Here is a 15960-nt window from a genome sequence, read left to right on the forward strand (position 1 = left end):
TCAGGCCGCCGGCTGTGATGCGAAAAGATTGAGGCCCAGGCGTTCCGACAGGAAGCGCGTCACGAGTTGCCCGCGCACGCTGTTGCCCGCGGCATCGAGCGGCGGGGAGAATACCCCAAGCCCGCCCTTGCCCGGCGCCGTCGTGACCAGCCCGCCGGCGACGCCGCTTTTCCCCGGCAGCCCGACCTCATAGAGCCAGTCGCCCGACTGCTCATACAGCCCGGCGGTCGCCATCACCGCGAGCACCCGCCGGCAGCGATCCTCATCGACCACGCGTTCCCTGGTGACCGGGTTCACCCCGCCATCGGCGAGCGTCGCGCCCATCACAGCGAGGTCCCGCGCGGTCACGTTCAGCGCGCATTGGCGGGTGTAGATGTCGGTCGCTTCCTCCGGGTCGGAATACATCCGTTCGTAGCCGAGCAGCAGCCGGGCGATGCCCTGGTTGCGCTGGTTGGTGGCGGCCTCGGATTCATAGACCTCCTCGTCCATCACCAATTCGCGACCGGCGAAGCGGGACAGGCCGTCGCGGATGAAGCGCCAGCGTTCCTCGGCATTCGCACCCGGGGCGAGGCTGGTGGTGGCGATCGCCCCGGCATTGACCATCGGGTTCATGGTGCGGTCGGCGTTGAGTTCGATCGCCATCACGGAATTGAACGGCAGGCCTGTGGCATTGACGCCGATGCTCGACCGCGCGCGGCCACCGCCGAGCGCCTGGCAGACCAGCGCGAAGACGAAGGGCTTGGAGATCGACTGGATCGAGAAGGCGCGATCCGTGTCGCCCACCGCATGGATTTCTCCATCGACGCCGGCGACGCAGACGCCGAACCAATCGGCCGAAGCCTTGGCCAGCGCCGGGATGTAGTCGGCGATCTTGCCCTCGCTCACGCCGCGATAGCGTTGGAAGGCTTCGTCCACCAGCACGTCCACCGCCGGATTGGGCGGCAGGTGGCCAGTAGAGACGGCGGCCGGGCCAATGGCTTCGTCACTGTGCAGGCGATCATGCATCGCGTCTGTCTTCCGGATTCGTTTCCACCCAGAGCCCATCATGGCACGGGGTGCCCGGAATGCCGCCATCGGATGCGGTGGAAGGGTTCGCCGAGTCCCGTGCCCCAACCGGCACGCTAGGTGGGCCGCATGCCGCATGCACCGGCCAGGAATCCCTCCCCTGGACGATGCGTTCCAATCTGCCGTTGGTGTCAGGGGGCGAGGATGGCCGCCACCGCATCGGCGAGTTGGCCGGCCGCAGCACTCGCCGCCCCGACGAAGGCCGGCATCTCCGCGCCCGCGACCGGCGAGGTCAGCGCCTCGGTCCGCGCTACCTCGCGTCGGCGCGGCTCGCGCAGCGTGACGGCAATCTGCGCCGTCATTGCCAGCGTCTCCGGCCCCGTCTGGCCGAGCCGCTGGAGGTTGACCTCGACGATCGCCTCCGGCGTCACCGAGATCGCGCCGCCGGTGGCGAAGACATTCGACCCGGGCAGGCGCTGCGCCAGGTTCTCGACCAGCAGACGCGTCATCATGGTGTCGAGATTCTCGCCCCACCAGTCGTTGCCCGAGACAGCCAGGCGGTACTCCGCCACCGACCGCACGATCGCCACGCGGTCGAGGTAGCGGGCGAGCGAGACTTCCCGCACACCCACGTTGCGCGGCCCGTTGCGGCGCTGCGGGCCGGCGACAGGCAGCAGCGTGTACAGCGCCGGTTCGGTCGAACGGCAGGCGGCCAGCAGGGCGAGTGCTGCCAATGGCGCGGCATCGCGGCGATGAAGCGTCATATGGTCACGGCCCCTGCGTCGAGCGGCCCCGGATCAGCGATTCCGGGTTGCGGTTGAGCTGGTCCACCAGGCCGCGCAGCGATCGCGCGGCGACGGTGATCTGTTCGAGCATGCGTTCCAGGTCGCGCTGGAATTGCGATTCATCGCCATAGCCGCGATTGGCCGAGGCGATCAGCCGGCTTGCCTGTGCCACGGTGTTGTTCAGGTTCGTCATGATCTGCGGCAGCGTCCGCAGCGCCGGCTGCAGGGATGTGTCGAGCCGGCGCATCGTCTCCTCCGCCGCGGCCAGCGTGCCGTTCAGGGCGGCGAGGGATTGCCGCAGCTCCGGCCCGCGGATCAGCTCGTTCACCCCGGCGACGGTGTTGTCGACGTTGCGGCCGATATCCGCCAGGGGCAGCGCCTGGATACCCTCCAGCACGCGGTTCACTCCGTCCATGATCGAGGCGAACTGGCCGGGCACGGAGGGCATGACGATGACGTTGCCCTGCATGGTGATCTCGGCCGGCGCGGGATTCTCGATCATCTCGAGCGCGATCTGCTGCTGGCCGGTGATCAGGTTGGCGCTCATCAGCCGCGCCCGCATGCCCTGGTGCACCAGCAGCCGTGCATTCTCGATCGCGGTGCGGCCCTGGGCGTTGATCGATCCGGCGACGCGTTCCGGCTCGATCTCATAGCGCACGGGAACGCGCAGCGTCTCGGTGGCCGCATCGTAGGTGAGGTCGTAGCCCAGAACTTCGCCGATGCGCACGCCCTGGAAGGTGACCGGCGCGCCGGGGGAGAGGCCGGTAATCGAGTCGGTGAAATACGACACCACGGGGATGCGTCGCGTCAGCGCCGCGTTGTTGGCGGCTTCCTGGTTGGCGTAGAGGCGGAAGGTCTCGTTCGGCGGGACCTCGCGCCCCTGTCGGGCGGCGTCCGGTGTCTCGAACGCGATGCCGCCGAGCAGCAGCGCGCGCACCGATTCAAGCTGCAGCTGGATGCCGTCGGCCCCCATCCGCAGGGAGACGCCCGACGCATTCCAGAACCGCGAGCCTTCCCGCACATAGCGGTCGAAGGGCGCGCGGATGAAGGCGTGGATGGTCACGCTCTCGGCCATGTCGGCGAGGTCCCAGCCCATCACCTGGCCGACTTCGAGGTCACGGTAGAACAGCGGCGAGCCCAGGCTGATCGACCCGATCCGGTCGGCCTGCAGCCGGAAGGTGCGTCCCGGCTCCTGGGCGGTCAGGAGCGGCGGGTCCTCAAGGCCCGTGAAGTGTCGCGCCGGCTCGCCGCTGGCCGTGGGTGCCGGCGCGATCTGGATGTAGGACCCGGACAGCAGCGTATCGAGCCCCGAGATCGACCCGGCGAACAACCGCGGCTTGACCACCCAGAAGCGGGCATTCTCGGTCAGCAGGGGTTCGGCGGCGCGCGTCGTGCGCACCGTCATCGTCACATGCTGCATGTCGGTCGACAGCGCGATGTCCTGCACCGTACCCATCACCACGTCGCGGTAGCGCAGCTGGGACTGGCCCGCGGTCAGCCCCTCCGCGCCGCGGAAGGTGATGGTGATGGTCGGCCCGCGCTGCGAATAGGTGTGCCAGACCAGGAAGCCGGCGATCAGCACGGTGACGATCGGGATCGCCCAGATGGGCGACAGCCGCCCGCTGCGCGCCACCTTCGCCGTCACCTTCGCCTCGGGGTGGTCGAGCGCCATCAATGCGTCTCCCCGCGCATGTCGCGGTTCTGCCCGGCGGTGTCCCACATCAGGCGCGGATCGAAGCCCTCGGCGGCGAGCATGGTCAGGATGACCACGCCGCAGAAGGCGATCGCACCCATGCCGGGCTCGATGCTGACGACGTCGCCGAAGCGGACCAGGGCCACCAGGATGGTCTCCATGAAAATGTCGATCATCGACCAGCGGCCGATGGCATTCACCGCGAAATACAACTTCGTGCGGTCGCGCAGCCGGCCCGTTGCGCCGAGCTGGCACGACACCAGCAATACCACCATCCCGATGATCTTGAGCATCGGCACGGCGACGGAGGCGAAGAACACCAGCGCCGCGAGCGGCCACATCCCGCCATCCAGCAATTCGACCACACCGCCCAGGATGGTGCTGGGCTGGCCGGACCCGAGCTGGATGAACTGCAGCACCGGATACACATTGGCCGGCACGTACAGGATGGCTGCGGCGATCAGCAGCGCCCAGGCGCGCACGATGGCGTTCGGCTTGCGCGTGTGCAGCCCGCTGCCGCAGCGCGGGCAATGGTCGTCATGGTCGTGCGGCAGGCTGACCAGCCCGCATGTATGGCAGGACACCGCGCCATCGGCCGGGCCGGACAATGCGGTCGCCGCGTGGTCGATATCGCCATGCGGCACGCCGCGTCGTTCCATCTCGTCCCACACGGCCTGGCGGTCCAGCACCGCCTCGGCCGCGATCATCGTCAGCATCAGCAGCGCCATCGCATACAGCGCGACGCCGATCTCGATGTGCACCAGGTCGATCAGCTTGGTGTAGGCAACCAGCACGCCGAGCAGGAAGACCTCGACCATCGACCAGGGCCGCAGGTGCTCGACCAGCGCATAGACGCGGCGGATGTGGCGCGGCGGGCGCGGCAGCCGCAGCCCGATCAGCACATAGGCCATGGCCGACAGCTTCGCGACCGGGGCGACGACGGTGGTGAACAGCACCACGATGGTCAGTTCCCACAAGCCGCTGCGGCCCATGTCGATCGGGCCGCTGAACAGGCTGGCGTCGCGCACCATGCCGGCGGTGCTGACCGTCATCATCGTCATCAGGCAGGCAACGGCGAAGATGGACAGGGCGGCGATGTTCAATGCCAGCGCGCGGCCCAGCGGGTCGATGCGCGCCCGCCGCAGCACCGCGTCGCAGCGGATGCAGTTGGCCGATTGCCCCGGGACCAGGGAGGGCAGGCGCTGGAACTGCCCGCAACTGCCGCATTCGCACAGCCTGCCGGGAGTCCGCCAGGCTTCGAGCCAGGCTGACCGTGCCGCATCCACGGTCGGTGCGGCCGCGTCAGACATCAGCCGATAGTGTCGAAACGGTCGATCATGGAACGGGTTGTAGCCTGTCCAGCCGTTGGCGCTACAGCGGAAGGCTATCCCGAATCAGTCAGGCCGGCCCGGGCGCCGCGCCGGCCCGCCGCATGGCGAGCCTGGCCGCAGCCGGCACCGGCTCGATGATCGGCACCGCCAGGCGCGGCCGCAGCGCCGAGGCCGCGGCCGCCAGCGGGCCGCCACCAATGATGATGGCATCGGGCGCCGCCTCCGCCATGGCCCGCCGGATGGCGGCCTCCAGCGCGGCTTCGAGCATGGTGGGGTCCGCCATCAGCCGCCCCGGCTCGCCCGTGGTCAGCCAGCTGCCGGCGAAGGTGCCGCCATGGCCATAGGCGCGCGCGCGGGCCGCGATGGCATCGACCAGCAACGGGGTCGTGGTCACGATGGCGAAGCGGCCATGGGTGGCGGCCTCGGCCATGGCGGCCTCGGCGATGCCCGTGACCGGCACCACGGATCGCTGCCGGGCGGCCGCCAGCCCCGGATCCCCGAAGGCGGCGACCACCACGCCGGCGAAGGGCGCCAGGTCCGTCCCGGCCAGCAACGCCTCCACCGCCCCGGCGGCTGTGGCCAGCATCGCCTCATCGAGGATCAACGGCGCGCCGGTTGCCGCGGTCGCACCTTCGATGGAGACGCCGGACGGCACGGCGCTGGTCGCGATCTGCGTCATCAGCGCGGTGGTGCGCGCATTGGTGTTGGGGTTCACGAGCAGCAATCGCATGGCGTCGATCCGGCGCAGGGCGCGGCGGGATCGCGCGCGGCAGCCGTTCATCCCGCGTTGCCGTCCCGGGGTCCAGGGGGGGGCGGCACGGCGGCGACGGCGCGCTGCGCGACGCACCGGGCCATGCCATCCTGACGCCGCACGAACCGCGAGCACAGGCAGCATGACCCATCGACCGGCGATCGGCAGCATCGTCCCCTCATCGAACCGGGTGGTTGAACGCACCCTGGCCGGGATCATGCCGCATTTTCCGGCGATCGATTCCTGCGTCGCCCGGATCACCTTCTATGGTGCGGGCAACGGCCAGCCGGCGGATGGCTATTGCGACGAAGCCTATCGCCACGCCGCCTGGAATCTCGGCCATGCCGGCGTTGGCGTGGTGTGCTGGAACGGCACGCGCGGAGCCGGGTTGGGGCTGGATGCGGATCGCGGGCTCGCGACCGTGATGGCCGAGGCCGCGGGATGCCCGGCGACAACCGCATCGCTCGCGGCGGTGCGGCTGCTCAATGCCTTCGGCGCGGCGCGCATCGGCATCGTGGCACCCGGCGATGCCGGCCAGGCGCGCGAAGCCGCGGCGGGCCTCGGCCGCGACCTGACCGGCGTGCGCGCACTCGGCCTCGCCGACAACCACGCTGCCTCGCGGGTGCCGGCCTCGCGCATCGTGGCGCTGGCGCGCGAGATCGCCGCCGAGGCGAAGCCCGACGCCATCCTGGTCTGGAGCACCAACCTGCCTGGCCTGGACGCCGTGGCGCCGCTCGAATCCGAACTCGGCATCCCGGTCATCGATTCCGCCACCCTTGGCGTCTGGGCCTGCCTGCGGGAGATCGGCGCGGATATCGCGCGCGCCGCTCATCTCGGCCGGATCTTCACCATCGGCGCCTGAACGCCCCCGTCTGTTCGGCCGCCCCGCGCCGTCCTAGGCTCGGCGGCAAGAAGGGACGTCCACATGAAATGGCAAGGCGGCGGCTGGGACCTCGAGGTCCTGGTGAATGGCTATCCGGGCAAAGCGTATCCCCATGGCGGGCTTGGCTGGAGCACGGTGGTGCTGCTGCGCGGGCATGGCCGCATCGTCGTGCTGGATGGCGGCGGCTACGGGCTGCGCAAGGTTCTCCCGGCGCTGCTGAAGGATCGCGGCATCGCGACCGGCGACGTGACGGACCTGCTGCTGTCCCACGCGCATCACGACCATTCCGTGAACTGGCCGATGTTCCGCCAGGCGCGCATCTGGATCGGGCGGCAGGAACTCGCCTGGGCGCTCGGCCTGCCCTGGGGCGAGACCGCGGTGCCCGAACACGCGATCGAGGCGCTGTCCCGTTGGCCCACCCTGCGCCTGATGGATGAGGGCGACGAGGTGCTGCCCGGCATCACCACTCGCCTCGCGCCCGGCCACACGCCGGGGCACCTGATCTTCCTGATCGCCGGCGACGGCCAGGACTGCGTGCTGCTGCAGGACGCCGTGAAGAACCGCGTCGAGCTGACCACGCGCGACACCGACATGACCTACGACCCGGCGGTCAGCCGCGCGACGATCGACATGGTGTGGGAGATCTGCCGCACCCGCCCCGGCGTGCTGCTGATCCCCGGCCACGACCTGCCTCTGGTGGTCGAGAACGGCATCCCCCGTGCCATCGGCCGGCACGCCGCCGCGATCCGCGGCTGGTTCGGCACGACCCTCGACGAGACGACGCGCTTCGATCTCGCCCCCCTGGATCCCGAGCCGTCACCGGAAGGAGCGACCCCATGAACCAAGCCGCCGCCCTGGCCATCGCGCCGCTGCAGGCGTCCGTCAGCGCGGCCGAATGGCAGGCGCGCGTCGATCTCGCCGCCTGCTACCGGCTGTGCGACCGCTATGGCATGTCGGACATGATCTACACCCACATCACGGCGCGCGTGCCGGATGCGCCGGGGCAGTTCCTCATCAACCCCAACGGCCTGCTGTTCAGCGAGATGACCGCGTCATCTCTGCTGAAGGTGAATGGCGATGGGGAGGTGCTGTATCGCCCCGACCTGCCCTATGGCCTGCATCCGGCGGGCTTCACCATCCATTCGGCGATCTATCGCGCGCGGGCGGATGCGGCGGCGGCGATGCACACCCACACCATCGCCGGGATGGCGGTCAGCGCGCTGAAATGCGGGCTGCTGCCGCTGACCCAGACGGCGACGCGCTTCTATGGCCGCACCGCCTATCACGATTTCCGTGGGCCGGAGCGCGACCCTTCGGAACGCGACCTGCTGGCGACGTCGCTGGGCTCGCTGAACTACTGCATCCTCCGCAACCACGGCCTGCTGACGGTGGGCGCTTCCGTCGCGGAAGCCTTCATCGCCATGTGGGGCCTGGAACGTGCCTGCCAGGCGCAACTCGCCGCCATGGCCTGCAACACGGAACTCGAAATGCCAAGCCCCGAGGTCGTGGAGAAATCCTGCTCCATGTACGCCCCCGGCAACTCGCGAACCTACGGGCCCCTGGAATGGCAGGGATTGCTGCGCCTGCTCGACCGCACCGACCCGGGCTTCCGCGACTGAGACCAACGGCCGCTGTTCGCGAACGCTGGTGTCGGCCTTGCCATGCGCCGGGCGCGAGCCTGCGGTTTGCGTCGCGCCACAGCCGCGCCGCCGGCGTGATGCCGGGTCGCATGCGCGGCCTGGCCACGGCTCAATGCCTCGTGCCGCTGCCATGAGACCCGCCCCGCCCGGTTTCCGAACTCCCCGCCGCGTGCGCGCCCGAGACCCCGTCGCGCCGCATCCAACCTGGAGACAGCCCGTGTCCTATTCCTCCCAAGCGCGTCGCGACCGCATCAACCCGCACTTCCCCAAGCTGGTCGATATGACGCGCGACTATGTCTACGCCGATGTCTGGGAACGTCCGCAGCTGTCCAAGCGCGACCGCTCCCTGGTGACGATCGCCGCGCTCACCGCGCTCGGCTGGCGCGACCAGCTCGAAGGCCATATCGGCCGCGGCCTGGCCAACGGGCTGACGCGGGAGGAGGTGAGCGAGATCATCACCCATCTCGCACTGTATTCGGGCTGGCCTTCGGCGATGACCGCCGCCCACGTCGCGACGGATGTCTTCGAGCAGCAGGACAAGGCGAAGGGCTGAAGCCATGAAAGTCGGATTCATCGGCCTCGGCACCATGGGGGCCTTCATCGCGGCCAACCTGCAGAAGGCCGGCCATGCGCTGGTGATCCATGACGTCCGGCGCGAAGCCGGCGCCAACCGCCTTTCGGCCGGCGCCGTCTGGGCCGATACGCCGAAAGCAGTGGCCGAGCAGAGCGAGATCATCTTCACCTCGCTGCCCGGCCCGAAGGAGGTCGAGCACGTCGTCTTCGGCCCCGACGGCATCCTTGCCGAGGTGCAGCCCGGGACCGCCTATTTCGACCTGTCCACCAATGCGCAGTCGCTGGTGCGGCGCTTCGCCGAGGCCCTGGCCGAGAAGGGCGCCTTCGGCTTCGACGCGCCGGTCAGCGGCGGGCCGAAGGGGGCCGAGACCGGCAAGCTCGCCATCTGGGTCGGCGGCGACCGCGCGGCCTATGACCGCTTCAAGCCGGTGCTCGATGCCTTCGGCGACCAGGCGCGCTACATCGGCCCGATCGGGTCGGCCACCGTCGCCAAGCTGGTCCACAACATGGCCGGCTACGCGGTCCAGACGGTGATGGCGGAAGTCTTCTCGATGGGCGTGAAGGCGGGGATGGACCCGCTCGACCTGTGGTCGGCGGTGCGGCAGGGCGCCTATGGCCGCAAGCGCACCTTCGACCGCCTGGCCGAGCAATTCCTACCCGACCGCTACGACCCGCCCGCCTTCACCGTGAAGGGCGCGTGCAAGGACGTGTCGCTGGCGGTGAACATGGGTCGCGAACTGGGCGTGCCGATGCGCCTGTGCAACCTGACGCTCGAGGATTTCCACGAGGCGCTGAACCGCGGCTGGGGCGACCTGGACAGCCGGATGCCGATGAGGATGCAACTCGAACGCGCCGGCGTCGCCATCGCCTGTGACCCGGCGGCGGTGCAGGCGGTGCTCGACGCCGACTGACGGCGCGACCTGCCTGGGGTGGGGATGCCCGCCCGCCGGGATGGGCGAAGGTTGGAGGGGCGCCGCCCCTTCAAGCCACCCGACCAAAGGCCCACTGGCCTTTGGTGGGAGTGCCTCACGCGGCGGGGGCAAGGCCCTCCGCGGTTCCTCCGCTCATCAGCCCCCCAGCCGCGCCGCCAGCGCCGCCCGCTGCTCGCCGGTCATGTGCAGGCCGAGCTTCGACCGCCGCCACAGCACGTCCTCGGCCGTGCGCGCCCATTCGTGCCGCTGCATCCAGCCGAGTTCGCGCTCGCTCAGCCCGCCGCCCAGCGCTGCGCCCAGCGCCTCCAGCGACGTCGCGCCGTCCAGCATCAGGTCCAGTTCCGACCCGTAGGCCCGCACCAGCCGCCGCAGCATCGCCGGCGGCAGCCAGGGGTGGCGCCGTGCCGCCTCCGCCTCGAAGGCCGCCAACCCGCCGGGGCCGAGGTCGCCGCCAGGCAGGATGGCCGTTGCCGTCCAGGCCGGGCCCGCCTCGCGCACCGCAGCCTTGGCGATGCGCCCGACCGCTTCCTCGGCCAGCCGGCGATAGGTGGTGATCTTGCCGCCGAGCACCGACAGCAGCGGCGCCCCGCCGTCCGCGGCATCCAGTTCCAGCACGTAGTCGCGCGTCACGGATGACGCATCATCCGACCCGTCATCATACAGCGGCCGCACCCCGGAATAGGTCCAGACCACATCCTCGGGCCGCGGCGCGCGGGTGAGCTGCTCGCCCACCGCGGCGCACAGATAGGCGATCTCCTCCGCCGAGGCGTGGACCTGCCGCGCATCGCCCTCATGGGGCACGTCCGTGGTGCCGATCAGCGAGAAGCGGCCTTCATAGGGGATCACGAAGACCACGCGGCGGTCGTCATTCTGCAGCAGATAGGCCTGCGCCCCGTCATGCAGGGCCGGGACGACGATGTGGCTGCCCTTGATCAGCCGCACATGGCCGCGCGGCTTCTGCCCGGCCAGCCCGAAGGCGTCCATGACCCAGGGGCCGGCCGCATTCACCAGGACGCGGCACCGCAGCGTCGCGCGCGTGCCGTCCTGCGCCTCGGAGACGACCTCCCAGCCATCGGGCCGGCGCGTCGCGCCCACCAGGGCGGTGCGCGTGCGCACATCCGCCCCGCGCGCTGCGGCGTCGCGGGCGTTCAGCAGCACCAGCCGCGCATCCTCCACCCAGCAATCCGAATAGGCGAAGGCGTTGGTGATGTGCGGGTCGAGTGGCGCGCCATAGGGGTGCGTTCGGCAGTCGATCGCCTCATGCGCCGGCAGGCTGACGCGCCGCGCAAGGCTGTCATACAGGAACAGTCCGGCGCGGATCATCCAGCGCGGCCGCATCTCGGGCCGGTGCGGCAATACGAAGCGCATCGGCCAGACGATGTGCGGGGCGATGCGCAGCATGACCTCGCGTTCGGCCAGCGCTTCGCGCACCAGCCGGAACTCGTAGTGTTCGAGGTAGCGCAGCCCGCCATGGATCAGCTTGGTCGAGGATGAGGAGGTGGCGCTGGCCAGGTCGGCCCGTTCCAGCAGGCAGACCGAGAAGCCGCGCCCGGCCGCGTCGCGCGCGATGCCGCAGCCATTGATGCCGCCGCCGACGACGATGATGTCGAAGACCGTGCCGCCCGCCGCGCCGTTCATCGTGTCCATGCCGCTTCGTGATACCAATCCCGGCGAGGTGCAGGAAGGCGCATGCGGCCGCGTCAGCCCAGGCCGACGGCACGCGCCAGCGTTGCCCGGCAGGCAGGGCCGGAGGTCTGGGCCGGCGGCACCAGCAATTGCCGCAGGACCGTCCCCACGCCGCCGCCTGGCTGCATCAGCGTGAACTGGCCGCCGCTGCCGGGCTCGACGGATCCGAACCCCTTCGTGACCCAGCAGGACAGCGGCGGCGTGACGAATTCGCCGACCACCGCGATGGTGATGAGCACCGCGCCGATGCGGATCAGATGGAGCAGCATGACGACCCCCCCTGCCTGGCACGGCAGTCCAAGCGTCGATTCGGCAATGGGCCGGCAGGGTGCATGCCGTCGCACCCGCACCGCCAGAACAAAAAACCGGCCGGGGTTGCCCCCGGCCGGTCCTGCCGCTTCCGCCGGGGAAGGGGACTTCAGCGCTGGTCCATCGCGACGAAGTCGCGCTCGCCGGAGCCGGTGTAGATCTGCCGCGGGCGGCCGATGCGCTGGGACGGATCCTCGATGAGTTCCTTCCACTGGCTCACCCAGCCGACAGTGCGCGCCACGGCGAACAGCACGGTGAACATGCTGGTCGGGATGCCCATCGCCTTGAGGATGATGCCCGAATAGAAATCGACGTTCGGATACAGCTTGCGGCTGACGAAATAGTCGTCGGTCAGCGCGATCCGTTCCATCTCGATCGCCATGTCCAGCAGCGGCTCGTCCTTGATGCCGAGCTCGGCGAGCACCTCGTGGCAGGTCTCCTTCATGATCTTCGCGCGCGGGTCGAAGTTCTTGTACACCCGGTGACCGAAGCCCATGAGCTTGGTGTGGGAGTTCTTGTCCTTCACTTCCTTGATGAAGGCCGGGATGTTCTCGGGCGTGCCGATTTCCGCCAGCATCTTCAGCACCGCCTCGTTCGCACCGCCATGCGCCGGGCCCCACAGGGCGGCGATGCCGGCGGCGATGCAGGCGAAGGGGTTCGCGCCGGTCGAACCGGCGAGGCGCACGGTCGAGGTCGAGGCGTTCTGCTCGTGGTCGGCGTGCAGGATCAGGATGCGATCCATCGCGCGCGACAGGATCGGGTTGTTCACATACTCCTCGGCCGGCACGCCGTTCAGCATGTAGAGGAAGTTCTCGGCGTAGCCGAGGTCGTTGCGCGGATACAGGAAGGGCTGGCCGATCGAATACTTGTAGGCCCAGGCGGCGATGGTCGGCACCTTGGCGATCAGGCGGAAGGCCGCGATGCGGCGCTGGTTCTCGTCATTGATGTCGAGGTTGTCGTGGTAGAAGGCGGCCATCGCGCCGACCACGCCGCACATGATCGCCATCGGGTGCGCGTCGCGGCGGAAGCCGTCATAGAAGCGGCGCAGCTGCTCATGCAGCATGGTGTGGTAGGTGACGCCCTTGTGGAAGTCGGCGAACTCGGCCTTGTTCGGCAGGTTGCCGTTCAGCAGCAGGTAGCAGACCTCGAGGAAGTCCGACTTCTCCGCCAGTTGCTCGATCGGATAGCCGCGATACAGCAGCACGCCCGCATCGCCGTCGATGTAGGTGATGGTGCTCTCGCAGGACGCGGTGGCGCCATAGCCCGGGTCGTAGGTGAAGATCCCGAGGTCACCGTACAGCTTTCGAATGTCCGCCACCTGCGGTCCAAGCGTCCCGCCCAGCAGGGGCAGGGTGGTGCTCTTGTTGGACCCGTCCAGGGTGACGGTGATCGAGCCGCTGGCCTTGCTGGTCATTCAGGAACTTCCTCAGCCTGTTTGAGGGCGCGCGGAACGGTGCGAGCCGGTCATGATGCAGCGCAAGATAATCCTGTCGTCAGGATTGGCAATTGTGGTTGGAGCCCCGTGGCGGGGCGCGGTCATTCCCGGCCGCGCCAATCCTGCGGCAGCCCGCCGCGGTTCGCCCACAGGCCGCGGTCGCCCTGCCGCGCGGTCAGTTCGGCGTTGCGCATGGCGCCGCCGGTGGCCACCGCGAAGCCGCCGGAGACCAGCGTCCGCCCCAGGTCGAGCCCATTCGCCTCGCACTGCCCCATGCCACGGCCGAAGGCATCGCGCCCGACGATCCGGCAGGTGACCGCCCGGCCATCGACCAGGCGCATCAGCACCGCGGTCGCTGCGCCGCCGCAGTCGAAATCGGCGCCATCCGCCCTGCGGCATGTGTCCCCGCGCGACGGCGCTGCAATGCCCGACAGCCGCACCACGCGTTCGCGCAGGGCGATCGTTTCGCCGTCCACCACGCGGATATCCGCCGCATCCGCATGCCATTGGCGATCGGCCGGTGCGGAACCGAACAGATTGGTCGGTAGCCCAAGCGCGACCAGCAGCGGTGTGGCCACCGCTGCCGAGATCAGCAGGGCTGCCCCACCCATGCGGGGCCGGGTCCTGCGCCCCTTGAATATGCGCCGTCGTTCAAGCACGCCGGATCGTTAGACCGACCCGGCGGGAGGCTGCAACGGGGACCGGTAACCTTTTTCGGCGAGGACGTCAGAAAATCACACGCGATACGCGAATGCCGCCGCAAGAATCCCGTCTAGCCCTCTGACCAGAAACGATCCTTGCCGTGCAGGCGCCGCCAGGCATCCAGCGCATCGCCGCGCGTGGCCGCGACCCGCGCCTCGCTCCAGCCTTCCACCACGCCGACCGCCCAGGCACGCCCGCCATCGCCGGTCTTGGCCAGTCTCGCCGCCAGGCCGCGCGCCACCGCCGCATCATTGGCCAGCCCCAGCCCTTCCTGCAGCGCGGCCACGCGGCGAAGGAAGCGGCGGCCCGCCTTGGCCCCGAAGACCGGGGCGAAGACCTCGGCCGCATAGCGCATCCGCTTGCCGTCCAGCCGCAGCTCATGCAGCGCCTCGGCATCGAGCCCTTCGAAATCGCCACCGGCGCGGCGCATCCGGTGCCAGCGCCGGTCCATCACCGCCCGGCCGAATTCGGCGACCGGGGTGGCGAGCATCGCCAGTCGCGGCGGCTCCGCCGCCTCCCGCCACGGCCGGGCGAGCAGCATCGCCGTCGCATCGATCATCAGCAGTCGCCAGGATGCGCCGCCGAGCATCGCCAGCACTGCGCCATACGCCTCGCGCCGCTGGGCCTCGGCCGCCCGGCGCAGCGCGGCGATGCGCTTCTCCTCGGGGAAGGCGCGCTCGATCTCGCGGATGATGCCGCCCAGGAAGACATCCCAGTCGCGCGCCGGGCCGAGCACGGTCAGCACGTCGCGCATCTGCACGTCGATGGCGCGCAGCACAGCGCAATCCGTCGCCGCGCGAAATACCCGGAAGACCGACCGCAGCCGCCGCAAGGCAACGCGGGTCTGGTGCACGGGCTCGGGCGGGGCGTCGTGGCGGATGCGGGCGGATTGCTGCCGCACCACCTCGACCAGATGGCCGGCGGCGGCCAGGAAGGCGTCCTCGGCCGTGGTCGCGGCGGCGGTATCCGGCGCGCCGAGGCGATGCGCGCGCCGCGCCTGGCCGGACGCCAGCGCCCGGCCTTCCTCCGCCAGGGCGGCAAGCGGCGGCAGCAGCGGCAGTTCCGCCGCGATGGCGCGCGCGGCGGCCAGCACCGCCGGCAGAGGGCCGGTCAGCGACAGCCTGGCCGCAGGACATTCGGCCGCCAGGCTGCGCAGCCGGCCTTCGACCAGCACCGCCTGCACGGCGCCTTGCGGGGTATCGAGCCGCATCGATTGCTGGCGGCCGGCGAAGGCAGCCAGGGCGGCGAGCGCATCGCCGTCCGCCTCCTGCGGGGTCTCATCCGCCGCCAGCAGGCGCAGCACGGAAGGCGGCCGGCATGGGTGCCAGGTCTCGGTCGCCTTGGGCAGCGTACGCAGCAGCAGGCGCGGCCCGCGCGACGGCGCCTCGACCGCCAGCCCGGCGGCGGCGAGCCGGCCATCCACGGTGTCGAACCACATCAGCGACACCGCCGCGCCGCGCGCCCGTCCCTGGCGCAGGGCGGCGACCGCGGGCAGGCGCCCCAGCCGCCCCGCCGCCTCGGCCGGCAATTCGAATTCGAGGGTTAGGGGCTCGGCGACGTCAGCCACGGGGGCTGGCGTCGCCGGACTAGACGACGGTTCGGCGTCGCCCTCGGGCTGTGGCAATCGGCTATGGCCCGCGCTGGCTTCCGGCGTGATCACAGCACGGCCTCGGGCAGGTCGGCAGGCACCAGGAAGCGCGTCAGCCGCCCGCCGCCTTCCGCCAGGTCACGCCACGGCGTCGCGACGGTGAATTCGGCCAGCGAGCAGGTCGGGAAGCCTTCCGCCAGGCGCCGCGCGGCGACCGCGGCGGATCCGGCCATGGCGGCCGGCCCGGCCAGCGCCAGCGCCAGGTCGTGCAACCCGGGATTGTGGCCGATCAGCAGCACGCTGCGCGCCGTCTCCGGCACCGCGCGCAGCAGTTCCAGCAGCCGTGGCCAGGGCGCGAGGTAAAGGTCGTCCATCGGCTCGATCAGCGGGCTGTCGGCGAAGGGCGAGATCGCCTCCAGCGTCTGCAGCGTCCGCCGCGCGGAGGAGACGAGCACCACGTCCGGCGATAGGCCGAGGTCGCGCATGGCCGCCGCCATCGCCGTGGCGGCGCGTCGCCCGCGCGCATTGAGGGGCCGGGCATGATCGGCGAGCAACGGGTCGTCCCAGGAGGACTTGGCGTGGCGCAGGAGGAGGAGCTGTCGCATGTCCCGCCCATCCTGCCATGGACCGTCGCGCCTGTCGCCGCC

The 15960-nt window shown here is 70.3% G+C and carries 16 protein-coding genes; 5 read left to right on the plus strand and 11 right to left on the minus strand.

The genetic code is table 11. The features are described 5' to 3' along the window. The 5 genes from glsA to AAFN86_RS09450 all read right to left on the minus strand — a co-directional run bounded on the left by glsA (position 1) and on the right by AAFN86_RS09450 (position 5544). A complete protein-coding gene (glsA, locus tag AAFN86_RS09430) occupies positions 1 to 1005 on the minus strand; it encodes a glutaminase A (protein ID WP_347543046.1) in 1005 nt (334 codons plus the stop codon). Positions 1006 to 1196: 191 nt separating this feature from the next. Continuing rightward, complete coding sequence (locus tag AAFN86_RS09435; RefSeq protein WP_347543047.1) at positions 1197 to 1769, minus strand: ABC-type transport auxiliary lipoprotein family protein; 573 nt, start codon at positions 1767 to 1769, stop codon at positions 1197 to 1199. A 4-nt stretch (positions 1770 to 1773) separates the two neighbouring features. After that, positions 1774 to 3462 (minus strand): MlaD family protein, encoded by a 1689-nt coding sequence (locus tag AAFN86_RS09440; protein ID WP_347543048.1) that lies wholly within the window; start codon positions 3460 to 3462, stop codon positions 1774 to 1776. After that, positions 3462 to 4793 (minus strand): paraquat-inducible protein A, encoded by a 1332-nt coding sequence (locus AAFN86_RS09445; protein ID WP_347543049.1) that lies wholly within the window; start codon positions 4791 to 4793, stop codon positions 3462 to 3464. Before AAFN86_RS09445 ends, AAFN86_RS09440 begins: the two co-directional genes overlap by 1 nt. 88 nt (positions 4794 to 4881) lie before the next feature. Next, positions 4882 to 5544, minus strand: a complete 663-nt coding sequence (locus tag AAFN86_RS09450) for an aspartate/glutamate racemase family protein (RefSeq protein ID WP_347543050.1) — start codon at positions 5542 to 5544, stop codon at positions 4882 to 4884. Positions 5545 to 5707: 163 nt separating this feature from the next. On the opposite strand from AAFN86_RS09450, the gene AAFN86_RS09455 reads away from it, so the two are divergent. The 5 genes from AAFN86_RS09455 to AAFN86_RS09475 all read left to right on the plus strand — a co-directional run bounded on the left by AAFN86_RS09455 (position 5708) and on the right by AAFN86_RS09475 (position 9572). Further along, positions 5708 to 6427, plus strand: a complete 720-nt coding sequence (locus tag AAFN86_RS09455) for a hypothetical protein (RefSeq protein ID WP_347543051.1) — start codon at positions 5708 to 5710, stop codon at positions 6425 to 6427. 63 nt (positions 6428 to 6490) lie between these two features. Further along, the gene (locus tag AAFN86_RS09460; RefSeq protein WP_347543052.1) at positions 6491 to 7288 is read left to right on the plus strand and encodes an MBL fold metallo-hydrolase; all 798 of its coding nucleotides are present in this window, start codon (positions 6491 to 6493) and stop codon (positions 7286 to 7288) included. Further along, positions 7285 to 8067, plus strand: a complete 783-nt coding sequence (locus tag AAFN86_RS09465) for a class II aldolase/adducin family protein (protein ID WP_347543053.1) — start codon at positions 7285 to 7287, stop codon at positions 8065 to 8067. The genes AAFN86_RS09460 and AAFN86_RS09465 overlap by 4 nt, the downstream gene beginning before the upstream one ends. Positions 8068 to 8305: 238 nt before the next feature. Further along, positions 8306 to 8641, plus strand: a complete 336-nt coding sequence (locus AAFN86_RS09470; protein WP_347543054.1) for a carboxymuconolactone decarboxylase family protein — start codon at positions 8306 to 8308, stop codon at positions 8639 to 8641. Between the two features lie 4 nt (positions 8642 to 8645). Beyond that, complete coding sequence (locus AAFN86_RS09475; RefSeq protein WP_347543055.1) at positions 8646 to 9572, plus strand: NAD(P)-dependent oxidoreductase; 927 nt, start codon at positions 8646 to 8648, stop codon at positions 9570 to 9572. A gap of 156 nt (positions 9573 to 9728) precedes the next feature. On the opposite strand, the gene glpD is transcribed toward AAFN86_RS09475, so the two are convergent. The 6 genes from glpD to AAFN86_RS09505 all read right to left on the minus strand — a co-directional run bounded on the left by glpD (position 9729) and on the right by AAFN86_RS09505 (position 15918). Further along, positions 9729 to 11240: a glycerol-3-phosphate dehydrogenase gene (gene glpD / locus AAFN86_RS09480; RefSeq protein WP_347543056.1), complete on the minus strand. Its 1512-nt coding sequence runs from the start codon at positions 11238 to 11240 to the stop codon at positions 9729 to 9731. Positions 11241 to 11293: 53 nt separating this feature from the next. Then, positions 11294 to 11548 (minus strand): hypothetical protein, encoded by a 255-nt coding sequence (locus AAFN86_RS09485; protein WP_347543057.1) that lies wholly within the window; start codon positions 11546 to 11548, stop codon positions 11294 to 11296. A 149-nt stretch (positions 11549 to 11697) separates the two neighbouring features. Next, the gene (gene gltA / locus AAFN86_RS09490) at positions 11698 to 13002 is read right to left on the minus strand and encodes a citrate synthase (RefSeq protein ID WP_347543058.1); all 1305 of its coding nucleotides are present in this window, start codon (positions 13000 to 13002) and stop codon (positions 11698 to 11700) included. A 122-nt stretch (positions 13003 to 13124) separates the two neighbouring features. Continuing rightward, entirely contained in the window at positions 13125 to 13634 is a 510-nt protein-coding gene (locus tag AAFN86_RS09495) for a thermonuclease family protein (RefSeq protein ID WP_347543059.1), read from the minus strand. Between the two features lie 161 nt (positions 13635 to 13795). Then, positions 13796 to 15292, minus strand: a complete 1497-nt coding sequence (locus AAFN86_RS09500) for a CHAD domain-containing protein (RefSeq protein ID WP_347543060.1) — start codon at positions 15290 to 15292, stop codon at positions 13796 to 13798. 89 nt (positions 15293 to 15381) lie between these two features. Then, entirely contained in the window at positions 15382 to 15918 is a 537-nt protein-coding gene (locus tag AAFN86_RS09505; RefSeq protein WP_347543061.1) for a histidine phosphatase family protein, read from the minus strand. Between the last annotated feature and the right edge of the window lie 42 nt (positions 15919 to 15960).

Source organism: Roseomonas sp. CAU 1739 (genome assembly GCF_039839775.1).
Lineage (GTDB): Bacteria > Pseudomonadota > Alphaproteobacteria > Acetobacterales > Acetobacteraceae > Neoroseomonas.

Coding starts and splice junctions, on each gene's coding strand:
- glpD (WP_347543056.1), bottom strand. CDS start 11,240: ATGGACACGATGAACGGCGCGGCGGGCGGCACGGTCTTCGACATCATC.
- AAFN86_RS09495 (WP_347543059.1), bottom strand. CDS start 13,634: ATGGGTGGGGCAGCCCTGCTGATCTCGGCAGCGGTGGCCACACCGCTG.
- AAFN86_RS09445 (WP_347543049.1), bottom strand. CDS start 4,793: ATGTCTGACGCGGCCGCACCGACCGTGGATGCGGCACGGTCAGCCTGG.
- AAFN86_RS09460 (WP_347543052.1), top strand. CDS start 6,491: ATGAAATGGCAAGGCGGCGGCTGGGACCTCGAGGTCCTGGTGAATGGC.
- AAFN86_RS09435 (WP_347543047.1), bottom strand. CDS start 1,769: ATGACGCTTCATCGCCGCGATGCCGCGCCATTGGCAGCACTCGCCCTG.
- AAFN86_RS09450 (WP_347543050.1), bottom strand. CDS start 5,544: ATGCGATTGCTGCTCGTGAACCCCAACACCAATGCGCGCACCACCGCG.
- AAFN86_RS09475 (WP_347543055.1), top strand. CDS start 8,646: ATGAAAGTCGGATTCATCGGCCTCGGCACCATGGGGGCCTTCATCGCG.
- AAFN86_RS09505 (WP_347543061.1), bottom strand. CDS start 15,918: ATGCGACAGCTCCTCCTCCTGCGCCACGCCAAGTCCTCCTGGGACGAC.
- AAFN86_RS09455 (WP_347543051.1), top strand. CDS start 5,708: ATGACCCATCGACCGGCGATCGGCAGCATCGTCCCCTCATCGAACCGG.
- AAFN86_RS09440 (WP_347543048.1), bottom strand. CDS start 3,462: ATGGCGCTCGACCACCCCGAGGCGAAGGTGACGGCGAAGGTGGCGCGC.
- glsA (WP_347543046.1), bottom strand. CDS start 1,005: ATGCATGATCGCCTGCACAGTGACGAAGCCATTGGCCCGGCCGCCGTC.
- AAFN86_RS09485 (WP_347543057.1), bottom strand. CDS start 11,548: ATGCTGCTCCATCTGATCCGCATCGGCGCGGTGCTCATCACCATCGCG.
- gltA (WP_347543058.1), bottom strand. CDS start 13,002: ATGACCAGCAAGGCCAGCGGCTCGATCACCGTCACCCTGGACGGGTCC.
- AAFN86_RS09465 (WP_347543053.1), top strand. CDS start 7,285: ATGAACCAAGCCGCCGCCCTGGCCATCGCGCCGCTGCAGGCGTCCGTC.